This is a genomic window from Bradyrhizobium sp. AUGA SZCCT0222, assembly GCF_018130205.1.
GTDB lineage: Bacteria > Pseudomonadota > Alphaproteobacteria > Rhizobiales > Xanthobacteraceae > Bradyrhizobium.
On record NZ_JAFCLX010000025.1, the window covers coordinates 74,575 to 99,554 of the forward strand.

General features: G+C 65.1%; 1 protein-coding gene (running past one end of the window). It reads right to left on the minus strand.

Features of this window, described 5'->3' with window-relative positions; translation table 11 throughout:
- Nucleotides 1-24,980, minus strand: partial view of a tandem-95 repeat protein gene (locus tag JQ629_RS37180; protein ID WP_249135204.1) — the 3' portion only. The gene runs 6,691 nt beyond the window's last position; only the last 24,980 of its 31,671 coding nucleotides appear in the window; its start codon lies beyond the right edge, outside the window; its stop codon occupies nt 1-3.

Sequence of the window (24,980 nt, forward strand, 5' to 3'; positions counted from 1 at the left end):
TCAGGCGAAGAAGTCCATCGGCCGCGATGCTTCGGCCTTGCGCCAGTTGAGATCGGCATCACCGACCCTGGCACCGAACGCGGACATATCCTGCCGCATCAGCGCGAGGAGATGCTCCGCATCGCCTGAGACAGGAGGGTGCGCACTTGCCGCGCCATTGTCGCCGGCATGCGGAGGCGGAGTCGATGCCCAATCGCCGGCGGCGATCGCTCCCACCCTGTCCGCAAGCGGTGACGCACGCAGCCCGAGCCAATCGCCGATCGAACGCGGGGGGCTTCCGGCCAGGATTTCGAGCGCTGAAGCCAGGTTCGAGGCCGGTGGTGTTGCGGTCGGGGAGTCCACAGCGGGGACGGCCGGCTGCTGCGGGGCCGACGCGTGGGTCAGCACGGCATCGACATATTGCATCGTGCTGCCATCGGTGCGGGTGTAGAGCCCGCGATTGACGATCGCCGTACTGCCGAACTGCCATTGAGCTTCCGTCGGCGTGGCCACGAGGTTGATCGAGCGCACATTCGCTTGCAGCAGCGACAGGATCTCCGCGTTCTGGGCGATGCCATCGCCATTGCGGTCCTGCCACACCCGGAAGTCCGAGAACCTGACGTCGCTGGCCGAGAGGATATGGTCTCCATTGCTGTCGAAGGCGCGCAGGCCCTCAAGATCGGAGTGAGCGCCCGCGACGTCGTCGATGAAGCTCAGCTCCTTGATACCGCTCACAGTCCCGTTGCGGTCGCGGTCGAGGAACAGGAAGGCTTCCGTAGCACCGATCCAGCTGGTGTCGTCGGCAATCCCGTTACCGTCGATGTCGAACCTGGCCGCGGACTGGGCGGCGGTCTGTGTCTCGACGCCCCTGCCATCCAGATCGAGGATGATGGGTGCCGCGAGGATGACGGTCTCGCCGTTGCGGAAGATCAGCTTCTCGATGCTCGATAGCGTATCGACCCCATCGTTGCCGTTCGCCGACGTCTGGTTGTCGGTGACCTGGACGGTGCCGCCCGTCGTCACGATCGAGTAGGTCGATCCGACGCCGTTGTAATAGGCCGTATCCGTGCCATTGCCGCCGTTGATCGCGTCATTGCCGGTCATGCCCCAGAACGCGTCATCCCCGTCACTGCCATTGAGCGTGTCGTTGCCGACACCGCCGGCAAGCCGGTCAGCATCGTCGCCGCCGGTGATCGTGTCGTTGCCGGCGCCGCCATAGATGCTGTTCGGGGCACCGTTGTTGCCAACAAGCGTGTCGACACCGGTGGTTCCCTGCACCCAGCTCTGGAAGGCGCTGGAGACGGTGAGCTGGACCGTAGAGGTCGCTGTCGTTACGCCATCACTGATGACATAGGTGAAGCTGTCGGCGCCTTCGTAACCGAAGTCCGGCGTGTAGTGGATACCATCCACGTCGAGGACCACGGTTCCCTTCGGCGCAGCGCCGACCGAGATGATGGTCAAAATATCGCCGTCAATGTCGCTGTCGTTGGCGAGCAGGCTCTCGCGCGCGATCAGCAGCGTATCGCCGTTGGTGACGGAGAGCGGACCGTCGATGGCGGCAACGGGCTTGTCGTTGACCGGCGCAATCGTCAGACGGAACACGTCACTCGCGGTGAGCGTGCCGTCGCTGGCCGTCACCTCGATGTCGAACGCTCCGTTGAAGTTCAACGGCGGCGTGCCCGTGAACCGGGTTCCACTGAAGGTGAGCCAGGCTGGCAACGGATTGCCGTCGGCCAGTCTGGCCGTATAGGTCAGCGGATTGCCGTCGACATCGGTGAACCGGCCGGCCGGGATCGTGATCGACACGGCGACATCTTCCGCCGAAGTCACGTCGGAGAGCGGCACCGTCACGGCCGGCGCGTCATTCACCGGCGTGATGGTCAGCCGGAAGGTGTCGGCCACCGTGAGTGAACCGTCGCTGGCGGTCACCTTGATGTCGATCGCACCCTTGTAGTTTGCCGGCGGCGTGCCGGTGAACTGCGTGCCGTCGAAGCTCAGCCAGGCCGGCAGCGCGGCGCCAGTCGAGAGCGTCGCCGTGTAGGTCAGCGGCGTGCCGTCGACATCCGTGAAGCTGTCTGCCGGGATCGCGATCGAAACCGGAGTGTCCTCCTCAAATGTCACGTCAGGCAGCAGCGTGGTCAGAACCGGCCTGTCGTTGACAGATGAGATCGTCAGGCGGAAGACGTCGGTGGCCGAGAACGTGCCGTCGCTGGCGGTCACCGCGATGTCGATCGCACCGTTGAAGTTCGCCGGCGGCGTGCCCGTGAACTTGGTTCCGGTGAGCGTGAGCCAGGATGGCAGCGCACTGCCGTCCTCAAGCGTCGCCGTATAGGTCAGCGTATTGTCAGGGTCGGTGAAGCGGCCGGTCGGGATCGTGATCGACACCGCGGCATCTTCCGCCGAGGTCACGTCGGACAGCGGCACAGCCACCACCGGCGCGTCGTTCACCGCCGTGATGGTCAGCGCGAAGGTGTCGCTCACCGTCAGCGCGCCGTCGCTGGCCGTGACCTTGAGATTGATCACGCCATTGAAGTTCGCAGGTGGCGTACCGGTGAACTGGGTGCCGTCGAAGCTCAGCCAGGCCGGCAGAGCGGCGCCGGTGGAGAGCGTCGCCGTGTAGGTCAGCGGAGTGCCTTCGGCATCCGTGAAGCTGCCGGCCGGGACCACGATGGAGACCGGGGTATCCTCCACAATCGTCACGTCTGATAGCAGCGCGGTCAGCACCGGCCTGTCGTTGACCGGCGAGATCGTCAGCCGGAAGACGTCGCTGGCCGTGGCCATGCCGTCGCTGGCGGTGACCTTGATGTCGATCGCACCGTTGAAGTTCGCCGGCGGCGTGCCCGTGAACCTGGTCCCGGTGAGCGTGAGCCAGGACGGCAGTGCCGTGCCGTCCTCAAGCGTCGCCGTATAGGTCAGCGTATTGTCGGCGTCGGTGAAGCGGCCGGTCGGGATCGTGATCGACACCGCGGCGTCTTCCGTCGTGGTCACGTCGGACAACGGAACGGCCAGCACCGGCGCGTCGTTGACCGGTGTGATGGTCAGCACAAAGACGTCGTTCGCCGACAATGCGCCGTCGCTCGCCGTGACCCTGATGCTGAGCGCGCCGTTGAAATTCGCCGGCGGCGTGCCGGTGAATCGCGTCCCGTCGAAGCTCAGCCAGGCCGGCAGCACAGCGCCGCTGGAGAGCTTCGCCGTATAGGTCAGCGCATTGCCGTTGACATCCGTGAAGCTACCGGCGGGGATCGTGATCGACACGGCGGAGTCTTCGACCGCGGCGACATCGGACAGCGGGATCGAAACGACAGGTGCGTTGTTCACCGCCGGGATCGTCAGCCGGAACACGTCGCTCGCCGACAGCGTGCCATCGCTGGCCGTCACCGTGATGTCGAACACACCGCTGAAGTTGGTGGGTGGCGTTCCGGTAAAGCGCACGCCGTCGAAGCTGAGCCAGGCGGGCAGCGCACTTCCGTCGGCAAGCGTCGCCGTCAAGGTCAACGGATCGCCATCGATGTCCGTGAAGCTGCCGGCCGGGATCGTGATCGTGATCGCGACGTTCCTTGGCGAGACCACGTCAGCCAGCGGCGTTGCCACCACCGGCGCGTCATTGGCCGGCGTGACGGTCAGCCGGAAGGTATCGCTCACCGAGACCGAGCCGTCGCTGGCCGAAACCTCGATGTCGATATCTCCGTATTGATCCATCGGCGGGGTGCCGGTGAAGCGCACGCCGTCGAAGCTGAGCCATGAAGGCAGTGGACTTCCGTCGGCCAGGCGGGCGGTAAACGTCAGCGTGTCGCCGTCGATATCGGTAAACGCCGTCATGTCGAGCGCCACATCGAGGGGTTCGCCCTGGACGCCAGCCTGGTCCTCGAGCGGCCGGATCTGAACCGGCGCGTCGTTGATCGCCCGGACGGTCAGCCGCAAATTGCCAGTGACCGACAGCGAGCCATCGCTGGCCGTGACCGCAATCTCGATATCGCCGTTGAAGTTCTCCGGCGCCGTTCCGACGAGCTGACCGCCCGACACGGAAATCCAGGACGGCAGCGGTGAACCGTCCGCGAGCGCCACCGTAAAGGTCAAGGCGTCGCCATCGGCGTCCGCGAACGCATCGGTCGGGAGCGGGATCGAGAACGCCTGATCCTCGTCCACGGCGACATCGCTGATCGGGCTCGCGATAGCAGGCGCGTCGCCGACCGGCGCGATCGAAACGAGAAGCTCGCGGACACTCTGCGCCGTTCCATCCGAAGCGGCAATTTCGAGCTGGATCGCGCCATTGAAGTTGGCGGGCGGATCGCCGCTCAGCGTCCTTGTCAGGTGGTCGTATTGCAGCCAGGACGGCAGCGCGGTGCCATCCTTGCCCCGGATTTCGACCAACAAGGCGTCGCCATCCACGTCGGTGACGAAGCCCGCCGGCAGGGTCGCGATGAAATGCTGATCCTCGGTGCCCTTGAGCACGGGAACGGCTGATATCAACGGGGCGTCGTTGCCCGGCGTCACGACGATATTGACGCGGGTCGTCGCGCTGAGGCCGGCGCTGTCCTCGATTTCGTAGTCGAACCAGGCCGGTCCGGTGAAATCGGCATCCGGCGTGATGCGGAGCTGGCCGAAGCCGAGATCCGTGACGGTGACGCCCGTGGCGTTCATGATCCGGGTGAGGACGAAGGCCTGCTTGTCGGCATCGCTGTCATTGGCAAGCAGCTGGCTGGCAAACAGCGTCAGCGGCGTGTCTTCGCCGATTTCCAGCGCGTCCGGGCGCGCGACCGGCGCGTCGGCGACCGCCAGGACGTTGATCGTGACGGTTGTTGAGACCGCGAAGTCCTGCTCGTTCTTGATCGAGTAATGCAGCACGAGTTCGCCGTTGAAGTCGGCGGCCGGCGTGACGCGATACTTGCCGTTCGCAAGCAGCTCCGCACCTTCGATACCGACAAAAATCAGCGTCGATCCCTCGGGCGCGTAGTCGTTCGCCATCAGGGCGGCCGGATCGATGTCGATAAAGCCGTCTTCGAGCACTTCGAATCCGATATCCGACACCGGGATCGGCAGCGGGACGTCGGGCGCAACGAGCAGCGTCACATAGCCGACGCTGGTGGCGCCATGGCTGTCGGTGACGCGGTAGTGGAAGCCCGCATCGCCGATGTAGCCGGCATCCGGCGTAAAGACGGCCGTGTTGCCTACGCGAATGACCGTGCCCTGGTCGCCGTCGAAGATCTCGACGATCTCGAAGCTGTCGCTTTCGACGTCACGGTCGTTGGCGATCAACGCGGCGAAGTCGATAACGAGCGCCTGGTCCTGTTTCGTCCTGAAGACGCCCTCGGGATCATTGCCCGTCCCTGCCCCGTCGGCATTGGCGATCGGAGCATCGTTTACCGCGGCGATGTCGAACCTCACCGTTCCGGTCGAGGTCTTGCGTCCGTCGGTGACGGTATAGCTGAAGCTCACCGGACCACTGAGGTTTTCGTTCGGAACGAACTGCCAGCGCCCGCCCGGCAACTCGACGATGCGCCCGCCATTGGCGCTCCGCGACAACGACTGGAATGTGATGCTGTCGCCGTCAAGGTCGCTGTCGTTGCCGAGCAACTGCGCCGTCGTGAATTCGAACGGCGTGTCCTCGTCGATCTCGAACACGTCAGTCGCGGCGATCGGAGCGCGGTTGGTAGAGGCGACGTTGACCTTCACCTTGCCGGTGCTTGAGCCGTGGGTGTCGTCGGTGACGATGTATTCAAACGAAGCGACGCCTTCGAAATTGTGGTCCGGCGTGAACACGATATGCGTGCCGTCGAAGCTGACCGTGCCGTGCCTCGCGTTGACGACATCGACGAAGCGGACCGGATTGCCGTCGACATCGAAGTCGTTGGCCAGCAGGGTCTGCGGGTCGATCAGAAGCGGCGTATCCTCGACGGCCGCGACAATATCCTCGACGGGGGTCGGCGGATCGTTCAAGGCCGCAACATGCACGATGGCCGTACCGGTCGACGTACCCTCGCGGTCATCAGTGACGACATAGCTGAAGCCGTCATCGCCGGAGAACGAACCCGTCGGCGTATAGACGGCATAGGCGCCGGCGTTGCCGTCGAAGGCCCGCGTCAGTGTTTCGCTCTGGCTGGCGCCCTCCAGCGTCCGCGTGAAGCGGATATCGAGGCTCGCGGCAAAAGCCAGCGGCACGTCGCCCGAGAGTATCCCGGTCGCGCTGTCGATCGTGAGCCAGGACGGCAAGGCCGAGCCGTTAGCCAGCGTCGCGCTCCAGACTGCACCGTCGAGTTGGCCAAGTCCGGCCGGCGGCACGATCTCGACATGGGCGAGCTCGATGACGAGCGAACCGTTGCCCGGCTGGCCCAGCGAGACAATGCGCAGCGCATCGCGGTCGCGATCGAAGTCGTTGCGCAAGAGGTCGGTCACTGCGAAGCGGGTGATTTCGCCCTCGCGTCCCGTCAGGGCGTCGGTGGCCGCGTCCGGGCGCTCGCGCGTCGGCTTGATGTCGTAGAAGATCAGCGCCGGCTTCGAGGAGGTGCCGCCCTTCTCGTCGGTCGCGTCATAGCGGAGCACGACGGTGCCGTTGAAATCCGCCGGGACCAGCAGGCGAATCTGCTCGGGCGAGAGCACTGCAGAGGCGCTGATCTCAATGATGCGGAACGTATCGTCGACCACGGCTTCGGTGATCACCGACATGGCCGGGTGGCCGTTACCCCCTGCGATATCGAGGCGGACCGGCACGGCGCCGATCCAGGAGGGCGACGGGATGCCGGAGAAGGTGAAGGTCGAGGCGTCGAACGTCAGCCAATCGGGGAGCGGCGCGCCGCTCTCGCGCGTCGCCGTAATTGCACCCGCCCCCTTCAGGTCGAGCGCGAACAAGCCCTGGTCTGCGAAATAGGCATTGCCTTCCAGCGCCTGGTTGATCGCATCCATCTGGCTTTCGAGATCGCCTTGCGGATCGATGACGAATTCCAGCGTGAAGCCACGATCGCTCGACGCATAGGTCCCATCCGGGAGCACGCGCGGCGCCGGCGTGAATACGACCTGCAGGCGCGCCAGCTGTGCATCCTCATCCGGCTCAAAGCCGGAAAGGCTGACCGTGCGCGTGGCGGCATCGAACGACAGCCACTCCGGCAGCGGACGGCCGCCGGCGATCGAGGCCGAAATCGTCCCGTTCCTGGTGTCGAACAGCGCGAGCTGGCTGTCATAGGTGACGCCGGCCGGCAGTGCGGCCGGATCGAGCGTCACGCTGTCCGTGAAGGTCAGCGGATCGCCACCGCCCTCGGCCGGACGCGTGAAGGTGATCCGAACGTCGATCGGATCGGTGGTCCCTTCGGGGGGTATCCCGACGAATTGCAGCGTCTCGGCGTCGAAGCTGAGCCAGGACGGCAGCGCCGTGCCGTCGGCCAGAGCCGCCGTAACAGTGGTGTTTTCGTCGAGGTCAGCAGCGCTGAACTCGTAATTGACCGAGAACGGAGACCGGATTTCGTATCCTTCAAGGACATCCGTCCGGGCGTCGAAGCCTTCCGAAACGTTGCTCTCGGTCAGTTCGAACCGCGTATTGAACACCCGCCCGTTCGCGGGATCGCTGATCCAGACGTCGACGGAAACCGGATCCATGCCCGCCGGAGCCACTCCGGTGAAACGCATGGTGCCGGGATCGAAATGGAGCCACGACGGCAGCGCCGAGCCGTCGGCCATGGCCGCGCTGACCTCGAAATCAGCGGAGAGGTAGCGGTGATCGACGATGCCAAGCACGGTGGTGCGCTTGAAGAACAGCACGTCGCCGTCCTGATCGATGTCGTTGCCGAAGGCCTCGCCGGGGATGACAAAGAGCGGCCCGTCTTCCAGTCCGCTCACGAAGTCATTGCGCACGATCGGAACCTCGTTGCGCGGCATGACCGTAATGGCGACATAGGCGGTCGCGGTGCCGCCACGGCCGTCGCTGATCGTGTATTCGAATCCGGCCGCGCCGTTGTAGTCGGCGGTCGGCCGGAACTCGATCATGCCGTCCGCGCGCAGGCGGACCTTACCGCCGTCGGCGAACCGGGCGATGCTGTCGATGACGAGCGTGTCATTGTTTTCATCGGTGTCGTTGGCAAGGATCGTCGCGGGGTCGATGACGAGGACCTGATCCTCGAGCGTCCTGAACCCGTAGTCGTTATGAGCCTTCGGCGCGTCGTTGAGTGGCTTGACCTTGAAGTCGTAGGTCAGGGTCGCCGCCGCGCCGCGCGCATCGATGACATCGTATTCGATGCTCGCGAGACCGAGCGACCAGGGCGTAAACGTGATGGTGCCGGTCGCCTCGTCGAAGATAACGCCGCCATTGTTGCCGGGATTGCCGTCGATGCCGCCATGCAGGCCGACGAAGGTAAAGCTGTCGCCCTCGATGTCGAAGGTGTTGGCCATCAGGTCGGCAACGGTGACGGTCGTGTCCTGACCGAGGCGGATCCAGCGATAGGTGTCGCGGTCGCGCGGCGCGTCGTTGACCGGCGCGATCGAGATCTCGACCTTGGCCGTCGAGGTGGCGCCGCTGGCATCCGTCAGCGTGTAAATGAATCCGGCCGCGCCGAAATAATCCGGGCGCAGCGTGAACTCGATATAGTCGCCGTCGATCTTCGCGCTGACGTTGCTGGCTTCGAACCGGTAGTCGGCGTGCTTGTAGCCGTCGATCGCCTCTCCGGCCAAATTGGTCAGCGGCGCGATCGAAACGATGCGCAGCTCTTCGAGGTTGGCGTCGCCATCGACATCGAAATCGTTGGCGAGCAGCGTATCGATCCGGATGCGCAGGATCTGATCCTCGACCCCATGGACCTGCGCGTCGTTAACCGCCGTCGGCGCGTCGTTGACGGCCGAGAGATTGACTTCGACCCGGGCGGTGGACTCGCGGCCGAACTGGTCGCGCACCGTATAGGAGAAGAATGCGTCGCCGTTGTAGTTCGGCGCGCCGAGGAACTCGATCCTGCCGTCCTCGCGCACATGCACGGAGCCGTTCACCGCCTGGCCGACACCCACGAGCGTGAGGTTTGCGATATCGATGTCGCCGTCGTTGTCGAACAGGGTGGCCGGGTCAATGATGACAGGCACGTCCTCGATGGCGAGGTGCACGATATCGTCGGCGGCGTTGAAGCGGCCAAGCTGCTGCAACTCGTCGATCCGATCACGGGTCCAGACCGTTCCGTTGCCGAAGACGACCTCCTCGATGCCGGTTTCACGTCCGAGGAAGTGGTCGGTCACGCGCACGGTGTCGACGAGGAAGCCGTCCTGCCGTTCGAACTCGAGCAGCAGATCGTTGCCCTCGCGGATCACCGAAACGTCCTTCGGCGCGAGCGGCGAGGACAGCACCAGGCGGTCGATGTCGGTTTCCGCGCCCTGCTCGGCGATGACATCCGCGCCGTCGTCGAATCCGAACAGATAGGTGTCAGAGCCCGCCCCGCCCGCGATCGTGTCGCTGCCGCGAAGGCCCTGGAACCGGTCATCGCCGCTGCTGCCGATGAACTGGTCGGCCCAGAGCGAGCCGACGAGCATCTCGATCGAGGTGAGCTGGTCGCCGGCAGCTTCCCCTGACGTGCCGAGGCCGGTCGAAAGATTGACGCCTACACCTTCATCGGCACGGCTGTAATCGGCGATGTCGAAACCGCCTCGCCCGTCGATGATGTCGGCGCCGCGCCCGCCGCGGATGCGGTTGTCGCCACCGTCGCCGCGGATCGTGTCGTTCTGGTACGAGCCCTGGACGATCTCGATGCCGGAGAACGTGTCGCCCAAGGCGTCGCCGCCGCCGGCGGCGCCGTTCGCCATGTCGACGATCACGGCTTCGGCCGATAGCGTGTAGTCGGCGATATCGACGCCGTCGCCGCCGATCAGCTGGTCCGCGTCACGCCCGCCGATCAGGGTGTCATCACCGGCGCCGCCGGTCAGGATGTCGTTGCCGCGACCACCCGACAGGACGTTCGCGGCGGCATTGCCCTCCAGAACGTCGCCCGCATCTGTGCCGGTCAGGTTCTCGATGTCAGTCAGGACGTCGCCTTCGGCATCGCCGCCATGGGCGGTGCCCGCCGCCAGCGATATCGAGACGCCAGTCGCGCCGAAGCTGTAGTCGGCCGTGTCGCTACCGGCCCCACCGGCGAGCATGTCGGCGCCTGCTCCGCCGTTCAGGAGATCGTTGCCATCACCGCCCAGCAGGGTGTCGTTGCCGCCGCGCCCCTCGAGGAGGTCATTACCGGCACGCCCTTCGAGCCGGTTGTCGCCGGCATCGCCGCCGAGCTCGTCGTTGAATTGCGAGCCGACGAGCGCTTCGACGCCGATATAGGTGTCGCCCTGCGCGTAGCCGCCCTGGCCGACGCGGGATTCGAGATCGGCGCGAAGGCCGATATCGGAGTTCGCGAAGCTGACCGTGTCGTAGCCGTCGCCGCCCGTGATGTGGTCGGCGCCGTCGCCGCCGTCGATCCAGTCGTCGCCGGCACCCGCATCGATGCGATCGTCGCCGCTGGCGGCCTCGATCGTGTCGTTGCCTTCGCCGGCCAGAATGAAGTCGTTGCCGGCCAATGCCTGGATCAGGTCGGCGCCATCTGTGCCGGCAAGGTAGTCCGCCTTCAGGGTGCCGCGCAGCAGTCCGTTATAGCTGTCGGCGACCGACGCCATCGCAAAGCCGGTGTCGGTCGCACCGTCGGCGTCGGCGATGCGGTATTCGACCGCAACACGGCCGGTAAAGCCGGCGGCGAAGTGCACGACGATGAACTTCTCGCCGTTCCAGTCGACGATCTCGGCCGTGCCGCGCGGCACGCGCTGGCCCAGCGCAAGCGCGTCCGCATCAAAGACGCCGTCGATGCCGACGAAGGTCGGCCGCGCGCGGTTCGGGTTGTCGAGGTCGTCATCGATCACGCCGTCGCCGTCGTGGTCGGCCTGCTCGGTGTCGTAGTCGTTCTTCAGGAGGTCGCTGACGCGCAGCACCAGCGGCGCATCGAGCTGCGTCACGAAGCCATCGTCCTGCCCGACGGTCGGATCGTCGTTGGTCGGCACCACGATGATGTCGACATAGCCTTCGGCCTCGCCGTCGGCGTCGTCGGTGACCCGGTAGATAAAGCCCGAGCTCTGGCTCGCGTCGCGGTTGGGCGTGAAGACCAGATTGCCGTTACCGTCATACTCGATCGTGCCGTTCAGTGGCTGCCCGGCGTCGCCGCCGAAGATCAGCGCATCGAGCTGCGTCGACAGACGCCAGCCCAGCATGCGGAGCGGATCGCGATCGATGTCGCTGTCATTGGCCAGCAGTTCGGAAATCGGAATGACGAACGGGATATCCTCGTTGACATAGATGACGTCGCGGCGCGCGACCGGCGCGGCGTCGCCGACATTCTCGAACCACATCGTCACCGTGGCGCCGTCGACTGCGCCTTCATTGTCCCTAACGAGGTAGCTGAAGGTCGCCTCGCCCCAGAAGTCGGCGTCGGGCCGGAAGATGATGGTGCCGTGGTCGGTGATCTCGATATCGCCATGGACGGCGTTGCCGGCGCTCTCGAACTGGACCGAGAATCCTTCCGGATCGAAATCGTTCTTCAGGAGCTCGATGATCGGAATCTCGATCGCATTGTCTTCGAGGCCGCGCAGGATCGGCAAGGCTACGTCGGTGTAACTGTCGTTGCGCGCGACCGGCAGGTCGTTGACCGCCTGGTAAGCGAGCGTCGCGCGCGCCCAGGCGGTTCCGCCATGACCGTCGTCGACCTGATACTCGAACCACGCATCGCCGTTGAAATCGGTGGTCGGGGTAAAGAGGACCGTGTCGTTTTCCAGCAGCGTCGCATGGCCGCCATGGCTGTTGCGGACGGCCGTGATCGTCATCGTCTCGCCGTCGTGCTCGAGATCGTTGGCAAGCAGGCGTGCGGCGCTGATGACAATCGGATTGTCTTCGCGAATCGGATCGCCGGCATCGGTCGTCTCGAAGCGATCGTCATGCAGGTCCGGCGCGTCGTTGACCGGCGTGACCGCGAAGCTCACGCGGCCCGTCGAGGTCGCGCCGCTGGAGTCGGCGATGACGTAGTCGAACCAGGTATTGCCCCAGAAATAGGAGCGCGGCGCGACATGGATGAGGCCGTCGTCCCCGATCGTCACGGCGACGTCAGCATTGGACTGCACCGACTGGATGGTGAGCCCGTCGCCGTCGACGTCCGTGTCGTTCGTGAGCAAGGTGCTCGGATCGAGCGTGAAGGTCGTGCCCTCGGCGATCGCCTGGGCGGTATCGTTATGGGCGACCGGTGCGTCATTGACCGGCGTCACCTGGATGACGACCTTGGCCTCGGCGCGGCCGCCCTCGGGGGTGTTGGCCACATAGGTGAATTCGGCCGTGCCGTTGAAATTGGCGTTCGGCGTGAAGGAGATGTTGCCATCGCTCGACAGCGCGACCGACCCGTTCACCGCGCCGATCACCTGGCCGACGATCATGCGATCGCCGTCGAGGTCGTTCGCCAGCAGCCGCTCGACGCGGATCACCAGCGAGCCGTCTTCCGCAACGGTGAAGCCGCTGTCCGGATAGGCGGTCGCGACCGGGCGCACGCGCAGGTCGATCGAGGCCGTGGCAAAGCCATTATGGCCGTCCGCGATCGTGTAGGTGATCGAGGCCGAACCGTAATAGCCGTTGGTCGCGGTGTAGCGGATGTTGCCCTGGGCATCGATGGTGGCGACGCCGGAAGTCCCAGCGTCGACGCCGATGATGGTCAGCGCGTCGCCATCGGCATCGAAGTCGTTGCGCAGGATGTCGGCCGCCGTGATGACAAGCTCGACGCCGGTCGTGACCGAGAAGAAGCCGTCACCGACGGCTGTCGGCGCGCGGTTGCCGAGCAACTCCCTCAGGGTTTCCTTGGTCCAGGTCACGCCGTCGGCGAAGACGTAGCTCTCGATGCCCTTGGCATCGGTCGAGAGCGCATCGAACACGGTCAGGCTGTCGGCGCTATTGCCGGTGAAGCGAATGATGATGGCTTCGGAGCCGCGATAGAGCTGCTCGACGCTCGCATCGGTGGACGCGAAATCCAGGATCTGGACCGTGTCCGTTCCCGACGTGCCGGAATCGGCGATCGTGTCGTTGCCCGCGCCGCGACGGAACGCGTAACTGTCGCTATCCGCTGCGCCGGAGAGCAGGTCATTGCCTGCCCGCGCGGCGAAGCTGTCGGCACCGTCGAAGCCGTAGACGTTGTCATTTTCTGTGCCGTCGATGTCGGACAGCGCGCGGGCCCGCATTGCGTCCCGGTTCCAGATCGTGCCATCGGCAAAGCGTACCGAAAGGCCGTTAAAGGCGTTGTTGGACGAACTCAGGGCGTCGATCAGCACCACGCGATCGCCGGTCCCGGAGAAGCTGAGCACGAGATCATTGCTGTCAGGGCCGGCCCGAACCGCGGAGACCACGTCCGCAACATTGTAGTCGGTCAGGCTCAGGACATCCGTTCCGGAGAAAACCGCATCGATCCGGTCGTCGCCGTCGCCGCGGCGATAGACATAGGTGTCGTTGCCGTAGCCGCCCTGGACGAGATCGCGGCCCTTGCCCCCCATCAGCGTATCGGCGCCGTCGGTGCCGATGATGATGTCGTTGCCGTCGGTCGAAAGGCTGGCGAGGATCGCCAGGCGCATGTCGGCGACAGTGAACTGCGTGCCGTCGGAGAGCGCGATCGTCTCGATCCCGGCAGAATTGGCACCGAGGGCGTCAACGATGACGATCTGGTCGGTCGTACCGGCAAAGCGAATGGCGACATCGTCGCTGTCGGCGGCCAGACGGTGGAAGCTGATCTCGGCGGCGGTATAGCCTGATATCTCGAGGCGGTCGGCGATCGAGGACGATTTGTCGTCGATGACGTCGCTGCCGTCGCCACGGGCGAAGCGGTAGGTGTCGCTGCCGGCGACGCCGGACAAATGATCGTTTCCGAGCCCGCCGACCATGACGTTGGCGCCGGCATCCCCGGTCAGCACGTCGTCATCGAAGCTGGGCGCACGCGCGATCAGGTCGGCGGTCGTCCAGACCGTGCCGTCGGCAAAGCGGATCTGTTCGATCCCGCCGGCGCCGAGCGCGTTCTCGAAGGTGACGCGCGCGCCGGTCGACGTGACGATCAGCGTGAATTGGGCCCCGTCCCGGCTCTGCGAGACCGTTATGTCTGATGGCGAGATGTCCGCGGCCAGCGTCAGAATGTCATTGCCGGCGGTATCATTGATGCGGTCGTGACCGCCATTGGCCGAGAACAGATAGGTGTCGTCGCCGCTGCCGCCCTCGAGGCGGTCGTTCCCCGCGCCTCCGTCGAGCGTATCCGTTCCCGCGTTGCCGATCAGGGTGTCGTCGCCGGCTCCGCCGGCGAGCGCATTGTCGAAATCATCTCCCCGGATGACGTCATCCCCGTCCGTCGCAATCCGCGCCAGCGCGATGAGAGTAGCCTCGGTCCAGACCGTGCCGTCCGCGAAGGTGACGCGCGAGATGCCCATACCCGGCGCAGCAGGCGAGCCCAGATCGATGCGGTCGCCGGTGCCGACGATCTCGAGCACGAGATTCGTGGTGCCGCGCACGACGCGCACCTCGCTCGCCAGGATGCCGGCGGCAAAGCTCAGCGTGTTGGTGTTGGTGCCGGTGTCGAGGATGGTGTCCTGACCATCACCGCGGGCAAACACATAGGTATCGTCGCCGGCCCCACCCTTGAGGGTGTCGTTGCCGGTGCCGCCGATCAGGGTGTCGGCGCCTGCGCCGCCCTGCAGAACGTCGTTGCCCGCCAGGCCGCTAAGGGTAATGAGATCGTTCTCGAAAGCGACGGGAACGCTGAGCGCGTCGTCGCCGGCCGACCCCGGCAGGGACCGTGTCAGCACCTCGGTCCAGCTCCACGTGCTGCCGTCGGCGAAGGCGATGGTCTCGATGGCGCTGTTGCCGTCGAGCGCGCCGGTCAAGCGGACGCGGCCACCATCATTGGCGATGCGCAATTCGATATCGCGGCCGATCTGCACGACGCTGACGTCGCCGGCGACGATACCAGCGGCGAACTCGATGCGGTCGTTGCCGCCGAGATCGACGATGACGTCGCGCCCGTCGCCGCGCGCGAAGTGATAGATGTCGGTGCCGGTGCCGCCTTCGAGGCGATCATCGCCCTCACCGCCCCTGAACACGTCGGTATCGGTCGCAAAGCTGCCGTCGCCGAACCCGATCACGACGTCATCGCCGGTGCCGCCCGACATGATGTCGCTGCCGCCGCCGCCGATGATATGGTCGGCGCCTTCCTGGCCGGCGACGAGGTCATCGCCGAGACCGCCATCGATGGTGTCGTTGTCGGCGCCACCGGCGAGCCGGTCGTTTCCGGCGAAGCCATTGATGGTGTCGTTACCGCCATTGCCGAAGATGCGGTCATTGAGCGCGCTGCCGCTCAGGACATGACCGGTGTCGTCGTCGTTGATGTTGATCGAATTGTCGATGGCAATCGGAACGCCGTCGAAATTCGCCGGTGTCAGCGTCGTGGCGTCGATGCCGAGCAGGCGCAGCAGCACCTGGTCGGGCCCCGACGTCGCGCGCATCATGACGACCGTATCGCTTCCCGATTGCGCCAGCCAGATACCGCCGCCCTCGAAGGGATTCGGATTGCTGGACATCAGGCGGATCACGTCGCCGCCGGCGCCCGCCTGGAAGTCGGTGATGACGTCAGCGACAACAGGCGTCGCGCCCTGCCGGACCGGAAGGAAGTAGTAGGTGTCGCGGCCGGCGCCGCCGGTCAGCGTGTCGACGGAGCTGTCGGCCGAAAGATCGCCGAAATGATCGTTGCCGTCGCCGCCCGAGAGGGTGTCGGCCCCCTCGCCACCCTTGACATAGTCGTCGCCATTGCCGCCACTGAGCGTATCGTCGCCAGCACCGCCGACCAGCCAATCGCCGCTGACGGCGACGTCGTCGACGAGCTGGGTGCGGATATCGGCCAGCGACAGCGTGACGCCGTCGGCTGCAATCTCGAAGGCTTCGACGAGATCGCCGACGGAAGTCCCCAGACCGTTGCGGACGATGATACGATCGGCGCTTCCGGAGAAGCGGATGACGAGATCCTGCCCGAGCGCGCCGAAGCGGATCTGCGACAGGCTGTAGCCTTCGATCCGCAACGTATCGGTCGTCGCATCACCGCCCTCGGTGATGGTATCGGCGCCGTCGCCGGCCGCGAACACATAGGTGTCCGCACCGGTGCCGCCGATCAGCGTATCGCTGCCAAGGCCGCCGACCAGGCGATCGTCGCCGGCGCCGCCATTCAGTGCGTCGTTGCCGTCACCGCCAAGCAGGATGTCGGCGCCGCCGAGGCCGGTGAGGCTATCATTGCCGCCCCGCCCTTCGATGCGGTTCGCCTCGCTTGTTCCGATCGTGGTGTCGGCGCCCTCCCCGCCGGTGAAGGACTGGTTCCTGAGTTCGTTCACCGACCAGACGGTGCCGTCCGCAAAGGCAATGCTCTCGATGGTGTAGTAATCCGGGTAGCGAAGGACGTCGGTGAGCCTCAGCTCCTCGCCGGTGTCGCCAATCCGCAGCGCCAGAGTCCAGGTGTCGACGACGCTGACCTTGATGTCGCCGGGCGCGACGCCGGCGCCGATCTCGATGCGGTCGACCCCGCCAGCATCAACGAGCGCGTCGTTGCCGTCGCCGCGACCCCAGCGATAGATGTCATTGCCGAACTTGCCGAACAGCGTGTCGTTGCCGGTGCCGCCGACGAAGATATTGCCGTCGTTCACCCCGGTCAGCGTGTCGTCGCCGGCTTCGCCGAGCAGCGTGTCGGTGCCGCCGAAGGCGAACAGGCTATCATTGCCCGCGCCGCCCGCCAGGGTTTCACTTTCGCTCGTCCCGATGATGATGTCGGCGCCCGAAGTTGGCGTCTTCCATCGCGCCGCGATATCGGCAAAACTCCACACGGTGCCATTGGCAAAGGTGAAGCTCTCGATGGCGCTGGGGGACGATCCGTTGTTGATGATGATGCGGTCGTCGCTGTTGCGGAAGGTGATCGCGAGCGTCGACGAATTGGTGATCAGCGCTACGGTGACGTCGGCCGGATCGATCCCGGCGCCGAATTCGATCCGGTCGATGCCGGACGCCTCTGTGATCGTGTCCTGCCCGTCGCCGGCGGCGAAGCGGTAGACGTCGTTGCCGGCTCCACCTGCCAGATTGTCGTTGCCCTTGCCGCCGATCAGGATGTCGGTGCCGGCATCGCCGTTGACGGCGTCGTTGCCGCCATTGCCGTAGAGCGTGTCGTCGTTGTTGCCGCCGGAGATCGTGTCGTTGCCGGCACCGCCCCGGATCAGGTCGTTGCCGTCGAGGCCGGACAGGACGTCGTTGCCGACCACCGAACTCGCGAACGTCTCCGTGCGCGTGAGCTTCACATTGTCGAGGGAAGCGCCGGTCGAGTCCGCGGATCCGGTGCTGCGGAAGCCGAGCTGGTTGGTTCCGGCCGCTGCCGTCACCAGGATGCTGGAATGCATCATGGCGGTGTAGCTGTTCGCGAAGCTTGCGACGACGACGCCGTTCCACAGCACTTCGAACGAGCCGTTCGTATCATAGGTGCGGTTGGCATGGTCGAACTGCACCAGGAGGGTTTCGCCCTCGGTGAGACCGGCGACGTCCTGAACGATGTGCAGGTTGCTGTTGCCGCCCCCGGTGCCGGTCCCGTCGAGATCGAGCCAATAACTGCCGTCGGTCGCGGCAATATTGCCGTAGCCGGAATTGAACTGCTCGAAGCCCTGCGTCGTGCCCGGCTGGGTGCTGTTGACCCTGGTCCAGCCCGGCATCGTGGTCGCCGAGTAGCCGAAGCTCTGCGCGGTGGCATCGGCGGCACGTTGCTCGAAGCTTCCATTGACGAGCAGGTTGGCGCCGACAGCCCGCCATTGGACGGTGCCTTCGCCGTTGATTTCGTCCGGGCCGGCGGTGCCGGTCAGCGTGTCGCTGCCCGCGGTGCCGGACATCTGGGCACCGGTAGCGGCGGTGGTGATCGTCGGCCTGTTCGAATATGCCAGACGCGCTTCGAGATCGGCTGCGGTCCAGACCGTGCCATTGGCGAACCGGACTTCCGAGATGACGGCATCGTGGGCGTCGCGCGAGACCCAGATGCGATCCTCGGTCCCGGCAAGGGACAGATAGAAGGTGCCGGACAAATCGGAGGAGTCGGTCAGGACGCTCACCTGCGCCGGATTGATCGTCGCGTCGAATTCGATGACGTTAACGTCGCTGTTGGCAGAGTCGTAGATCCGGTCTTCGCCGAAGCCGGCCGAGAAGCGGTAGGTATCGCTGCCGCCTTCGCCGTAAAGCTGATCGGAGCCGGTCCCTCCGACGAGGATGTCGTCACCGCCGTAGCCGAGCAGCCTGTCGTTGCCACCGCGCCCTTCGATGACGTCATCATTGCTCGATCCATACATCGAGTCGTTGGTCGTGCCGCCGACCATCGGAGCGCCATGATCGCCGGACTGTTGGGAGCCGCCGATAGGGCTCCAGCGCGCCCGGATGTCGTCGGCATTCCAGATCGTGCCGTCAACGAAGCGGACGTCGTAGTCGGCGTAGGCGAAGCCACTACTCAGCGTGATGCGGTCTTCGGTCCCCGCGACGCGCAGAATCACGTCGGCATATTCGATACCGCCATAGCGCTGACGGTACTCGACGATAATGTCGGCGGAAGAGATCGTCGCATCGAACACGATGTGGTTGACGTCGTCGTCACCCTGCTCTTCGTAGATATTATCCTGGCCGAAGCCGGCCGAGAATCGATAGGTGTCCGCACCCGCGCGGCCCTGCATCTCGTCGTTGCCGGTTCCACCGTCAAGGATGTCTTCGCCGGCCGAACCTCTCAGGTCATCTTCGCCGGCAAAGCCCATGATGAGCGACGCCACGTCGTAATCGGCCACGAGCTGATCCCAGCCGCTCGTTCCGAGAATCTCGGTGCCTTGGCCGCCAGTGAGCTCTACACCCTGCCATGGCTGGCTGCGTGACAGGATGTCGGCATAGGTCCAGACCGTGCTGTCGCTGAAACGGATCTCGTCAAATTCATCGAGCCCGCCCAGCATGATCTGGTCCGTGCTCCCGTCGATGGTGAGCAGCACGCCCCAGGACAAATCGGGTCCTTGAAGGGTCAGGCGGACGTCCGCGGCGGCAATCGTCGCGTCGAACTCGATGACATCGCTGTCTTCGGCCTGGTATCCCGAGACCCAAACCTGATCCGAGCCGAAGCCCGCCGAGAAGCGATAGGTGTCATTGCCCATGCTTCCGTTCAGCACGTCGTTGCCGGTCCCGCCGATCAGGATGTCATCCCCGGCTTCGCCGAAGAGTCCGTCGTTGCCGGCCGCACCGATGATGGTCTCATTGCCGTCGCCGCCGTCGATGCTGTCGTCGAAAGCGGTTCCCGTGAGCGTCTGATCGGTCTCGTCCCCCTCGATCAGAGTGCCCGGCAGTTCGACGGCGTTGGCAACGAGCTGGTCACGGGTCCAGATCGTTCCGTCGTCAAAACGGACTTCATCGATGCCGGAATCTTCGTCGTCATAGGCGTAGTAGATAGTGATGGAGTCGTCGGTTCCGATCGATCTCAGGATCAGATCTTCGCCGTCGTGCGAGAAATAGACCGCGATATCGGCAACCGCGACGCTCGAGTCGAAAACGATCGCATTCACCGAGCCGTATTCACGGAAATCATCGATATCGTCGTTGCCGAAACCGGCGGAGAAGCGATAGGTGTCCGCGCCGGCGTCGCCCCAGAGATAGTCGCTGCCCGCGCCGCCATCGAGGGTGTCGTCGCCCTCCCCGCCGAACAGTCCGTCGTCTCCCGCCCCGCCAACAAGGATGTCAGCGCCGCCCCCACCATCAATAGAGTCGCTGTGTGCGGTGCCGATCAGCGTATCGTTCGAGGCGGCGCCACGCTGCTCGATTCCCGGCGTCGGGACCGCGGCGGCGGCTATCTCGGCAAGCGTCCATATCGTCCCATCGGCGAAGCGGATGCCGGCGATTCCGTCGTACGGTTCCTCGCTGAGTGCGTAACGGATTTCGATAGCGTCTTCGGTGCCCCTCACCCGCACGAGCAAGTCATCGGTGAGAAAGGTCCCCTCCGATCGGTTAAAGGGGCGCTGCAGCTCGATATCCGCTGGCGTGAGGCTGGAATCGAATTCAATCCAGTCGAGCCCCGTTTCACCGGCGACGATTCTGTCGCGGCCGAAGCCGGCCGAGAAACGGTAGACGTCAGCGCCTTCGCCCCCCGACAAATAGTCGGTGCCGGTTCCGCCAATCAGGATGTCGTCGCCGTCACCGCCGTAAAGTTCGTCGTTGCCGGCGCCGCCGATCAGCGTATCGCCGCTGCCCAAGCCATCGAGGTAGTCGTCATTTGACGTGCCGGTCAGGATATCGGCGGAGGGGAAATCCGACGAGTCGAAACCACGGTCGTTGCTCCAGTAATTGACCGCCCGGGCCACCATCTGCTGCTTGTCGAGCACGGTGCCATCGGCAAAGCGGATTTGGCCGATCGCATCGAGATCGTCGATGGAGATCTGGTCGTCGCTGCCGGCGAAGCGCAGACGTGCCTGCTGGAAATCGTTATTCCAGACATAGGCCTCCAGCACGAAATCGTCGATCGAGAGCCCGGAACCGAACTCGATGACGTTGTTGGTGCCGTTCCAGGTGTAATCTTGAATGACGTCCTGGCCGAAACCGGCCGAGAAGCGATAGGTATCCGCACCTGCGTTACCCGTCAGCGTGTCGTTGCCGGCGCCGCCGATCAGGATATCGGCATAGGCGCTGCCATTCAGGCTATCGTAGCCGCCGCGCCCGTTCAGCGAGACGCCAACCGCATAAGCGGATGCATCGAGCAATTCGGCGCCATCCCCGCCGACGAGGCCATTGCCCGCCACCACGCCAATCGCGGTCAGTCCGTTCAGGTCGTTGGCGGCGACCAGCGCCAGCATGTCGGCATAGCTGAGCGTACTGCCGTCGGCGAAGCGCAGTTGCTCGATCCTGGTCCAGTCGGCGGTGATGCCGCGCTGGATCGTGATCCTGTCGTCGGTCCCCAGGATCGCGATGATGAAGTCTTCGCCGTTGCTGCTCTTCGTCACCTGCAGATCGGCGGCCGTGATGCCGGCGCCGAACTGGATCTTGTCGTTACCGTAATTCCAGTCGCTGATGGCGTCCTGACCGTCGCCCCGGTTGAACACATAGGTGTCGTCGCCACCACCGCCGCGGAGCCAGTCATTGCCGGTCCCGCCGATCAGGGTATCGTTGCCGTCGCGGGCATCCAGGATCGTATCGTTGCCGGCTCCGCCCGATATCGTATTGGCAAACTCGTCCCCGGAGAACGTGTCGTCGCCGGTGGTCGGCGTCAGCGACTGTGCCAGCATTTGCGCGTAGCTGAGCGTACTGTTGTCCGCGAAGCGCAGTTGCTCGATCCGGGTCCACTCGCCGTCAATGTCCCGCTGGATCGTGATCCTGTCCTCGGTTCCAGCTATCGCGATGATGAGGTCTTGGCCGTTACTGCTTTGCGTGATCGACAGATCGGCGGCCGTGATGCCGGCGCCGAACTGGATCGTGTCAGTGCCGGAGCCCCAGTCGCTGATGGCGTCCTGACCATCACCCCGGTTGAACACATAGGTGTCGTTGCCGCCGCCGCCGCGGAGCCAGTCGTTGCCGGTCCCGCCGATCAGGGTATCGCTGCCGTTGCGGGCATCGAGGATCGTATCGTTGCCGGCCCCGCCCGACAGCGTGTTGGCAAATTCATCCCCGACGAACAGGTCGTCGCCGGTGGTCGGCGCCAGCGATCGTTCAAGCATTTGCGCGTAGCTGAGCGTACTGCCGTCGGCAAAGCGCAGTTGCTCGATCCGGGTAAACTCGGAGTCAATGTCCCGCAGGATCGTGATCCTGTCGTCGGTCCCGGCTATCGCGATGATAAGGTCTTGGCCGTTGCTGCTTTGCGTGATCAACAGATCGGCGGCCGCGATGCCGGCGCCGAACTGGATCATGTCGTTACCGGAGCCCCAGTCGCTGATGATGTCCTGACCATCACCCCGGTTGAACACATAGGTGTCGCTACCGCCGCCGCCGCGGAGCCAGTCGTTGCCGGTCCCGCCGATCAGGGTATCGTTACCATCGCCGGCATCCGTCATCGTATCGTTGCCGGCTCCGCCCGACAGCGTGTTGGCAAGGTTGTTGCCAACGAACGTGTCGTCGCCCCAGCCGCCTTGAACAAGGCCAGTACCCGTGGCGCTCAAGGTCTGGTTGACGACGACCGTGAAGGGTGCACCGCCGAGATTGACGTCGGTCAGGCTGGCGGGAGAGACGTTGGCCAGGCGCAGCAGCACCCGCGCATCGGCAAAGCGCTGCGTTCCCTGCTCTGCGAAATAAATCAGTGTATCGGGGCCCTCGGCGCGTGCCAGCAGCGTTCCCGGCAGTCCGTTGGCAATGGCAATGCTGAGGGCATCGCCGGCATCGCCGCTCTTGAAGTTGGAGATGACATCGACGCCCTCGCCCCAGCGCGCGAGCGGCACGAAGACATTGTAGGTGTTCCGTTCCGCCGCGCCGGCGAGTGTCCGCGCGAACAGGCCCGAGCCGATATGCTCGATCGTCCCCACCGTCGACGGATCGACACTCGCAGCTTCGGGGTGCGCAACCGAAACGATCTGGACCCGTTGATCGTTGGTTGCTCCCCCCGTCGCAGCTCCGAAGCCGTACCAAACGGTGGTATCGCCGCCGAAAAGGCCGCCGACGACATCGTAGGACTTGGTGCCGATCAGCGTTCCGTCGACGCTGTAGGAGAAGGTCTTGGTCGCCGCGTCCCAGGTGATAACGACGTCGTGCCAGGCGGCGTCCTCGAGCTGGGCGAAGTCGTGCCGCGGGTCGAAACTGTTGTTGCCGGTTTGGCCGTTGACGACGAACTGGCTGAAATCGGAGGCCTGCCCCGAAGTGTCGAAAATGATCCCGAACGAGCCTGGAACCAGCGCGCCCATCCCGCCGCCGCCGGCACCGGTGACCGCGCCGGGTCCGGTGTTCTGAACCGCAAAGGAGAAGCCATCGGCGCCGCCTTCGTTGGCGCCGAAGAACATCTTCGTCTTCCAGACGACGCTGTTCGCAAGGTCGACGGTCCCCCAGACCGCGCCTACCATGTTGCCGGAGTTCGGTGTCAGTTGATAGGTGCCGTTCCCCAACGAACTGGCCGAGCCGACGACCGCGGGACCGCCAACCGGCTGCGTGGCGATCTGATGGAGTGCAAGGCCGATCGTCGAGGATGCCGACGTGCCGCCGCCACCGGACCCCGGATTGGCATCCGCGAAGATCGGATCGGCAAAGGGATCGGTCGAGGGGCTGGTGGGATGCAGCACGCGCTCGGCGGCGTCCGGCGTCAGCGCGCGCGCCAGCAGCGTCGCCGCGTTCCATTGCGTGCCGTCGTTGAAACGCACCACGTCGATATGCGGCGCACTCGCCGTCGCCTGACCAATAATCGTCAGCCGGTCGTCGCTGCCGACCAGGCGCAGCACGATATCGTCACCGTCGCGGATGACGACGACGTCGGCCGGCGCAATGCCGCTTGCGATGCGCAAGGTGTCGCTGGAGCCTGTCCAGTTCGCCCCTTCGCGGATGGTGTCGCGGCCATAGCCGCGCCCGAAATGGTAGGTCGTGTCGCCGATGCCGCCGGCGAGCACATCGTCGCCCGCGCCCCCGTCTAGCGTGGCGGTGATATCGATCTGCGAGCCGAAATCGATCGTATCGGCGCCGGCCCCGGTCGAGGCGGCGGCATGCGAATAGATGTCAGCGAGCTGCCAGACCGTGCCGTCGGCGAATTCGAACTGCTCGACGCCGTAGTCGGTCGAGGCGGTGCCGCCGCGGAACATATCCTTCAGCGTCAGACGGTCGTCGCCTCCGGCAATGCCGATCACGAGGTCGCTTGGGCCAACCGACAGGATGCGGATGTCGCTCGGCAAGATGCCGGCTGCAAAACGCACCTTGTCGACCTTGGACGCATCCGTGATCTCGACGTCGGAGATCGTGTCCTGCCCGTCGCCCCGCCCGAAATAATAGATGTCGGCGCCGCTGCCGCCTTCCAGCAGATCGGCGCCCTTGCCGCCGGTGATGACGTCCGCCCCTCGGCCGCCCTCGAGGCGATCATTGCCGAGGCCACCGAAGATTTCCGAGCCGATGCCGGGGGTCGCGATATCGGCTGGGATGATGATGTGGTCATCGCGATCGGTCGACGCGAGCGAGGCGGCAATCGCCCGGTAAATCAGGCTGCGGCCATCCGCAAAGAGGAGCTTCGCCACAACGGGATCGGTGTCGCCCGGCGGATCGACCAGCGTGATGCGGTCATCGGTGTCGCGGATCGACAGCACGATGTTGCCGTCGGCGTCACGGGTCGCGACGATGTCCTCCAGCGCAATGCCCGCGCCGAACACCAGCGTCCCCTTGCCGTCGGCCGAGCCGTTGCTCTCGATGCGGTCCTGCCCGTCGCCGCGTGCGAACCGGTAAATGTCGTCGCCGCCACCGCCGACGATGACGTCATCGCCGCCGCCGCCCGCGAAGGTCTCGTTGCGCGCGGAGCCGACGATGCGGTCGTCCTGCCAGGTTCCGACCGCGGCCGCCATGTCGCGGAGCTGGTCGAGGGTGAAAGTCGTGCCGTCGCTGAAACGCACGGTATCGACGCCGCTCCAGCCCGCGGTATAGCGCAGCACGATCTGGTCGGTGGAATCGCCGAAGGACAGCACGAGTTCGTTGCGCGCCGGATCGATCTGCGAGACGCGCAGTTCGTCGGGCCGGTAGCCGGTGATGCCGAGCGTGTCGTTGCCTGAATTGTCGTCGATGACGTCGCGGCCGTCGCCGCGCGTGAAGCTGTAACTGTCGTCGCCCGCGCCACCGCTCAGCGCGTCGTCGCCGGTGCCGCCCGACAGCGCATCCGCGCGGCTGCTGCCGGCGATGATGTCGTTGCCCGCGCTCGCCTGGCTGGCGATCGCCGCCTGCACCAGCGTCGCCGCATCCCATACAACGCCATTGGCGAATTCGATGCTGGGCAGGCTGCCGCTGCCGAGCGCGCCCTTGATGACGAGCTGGCTGCCCG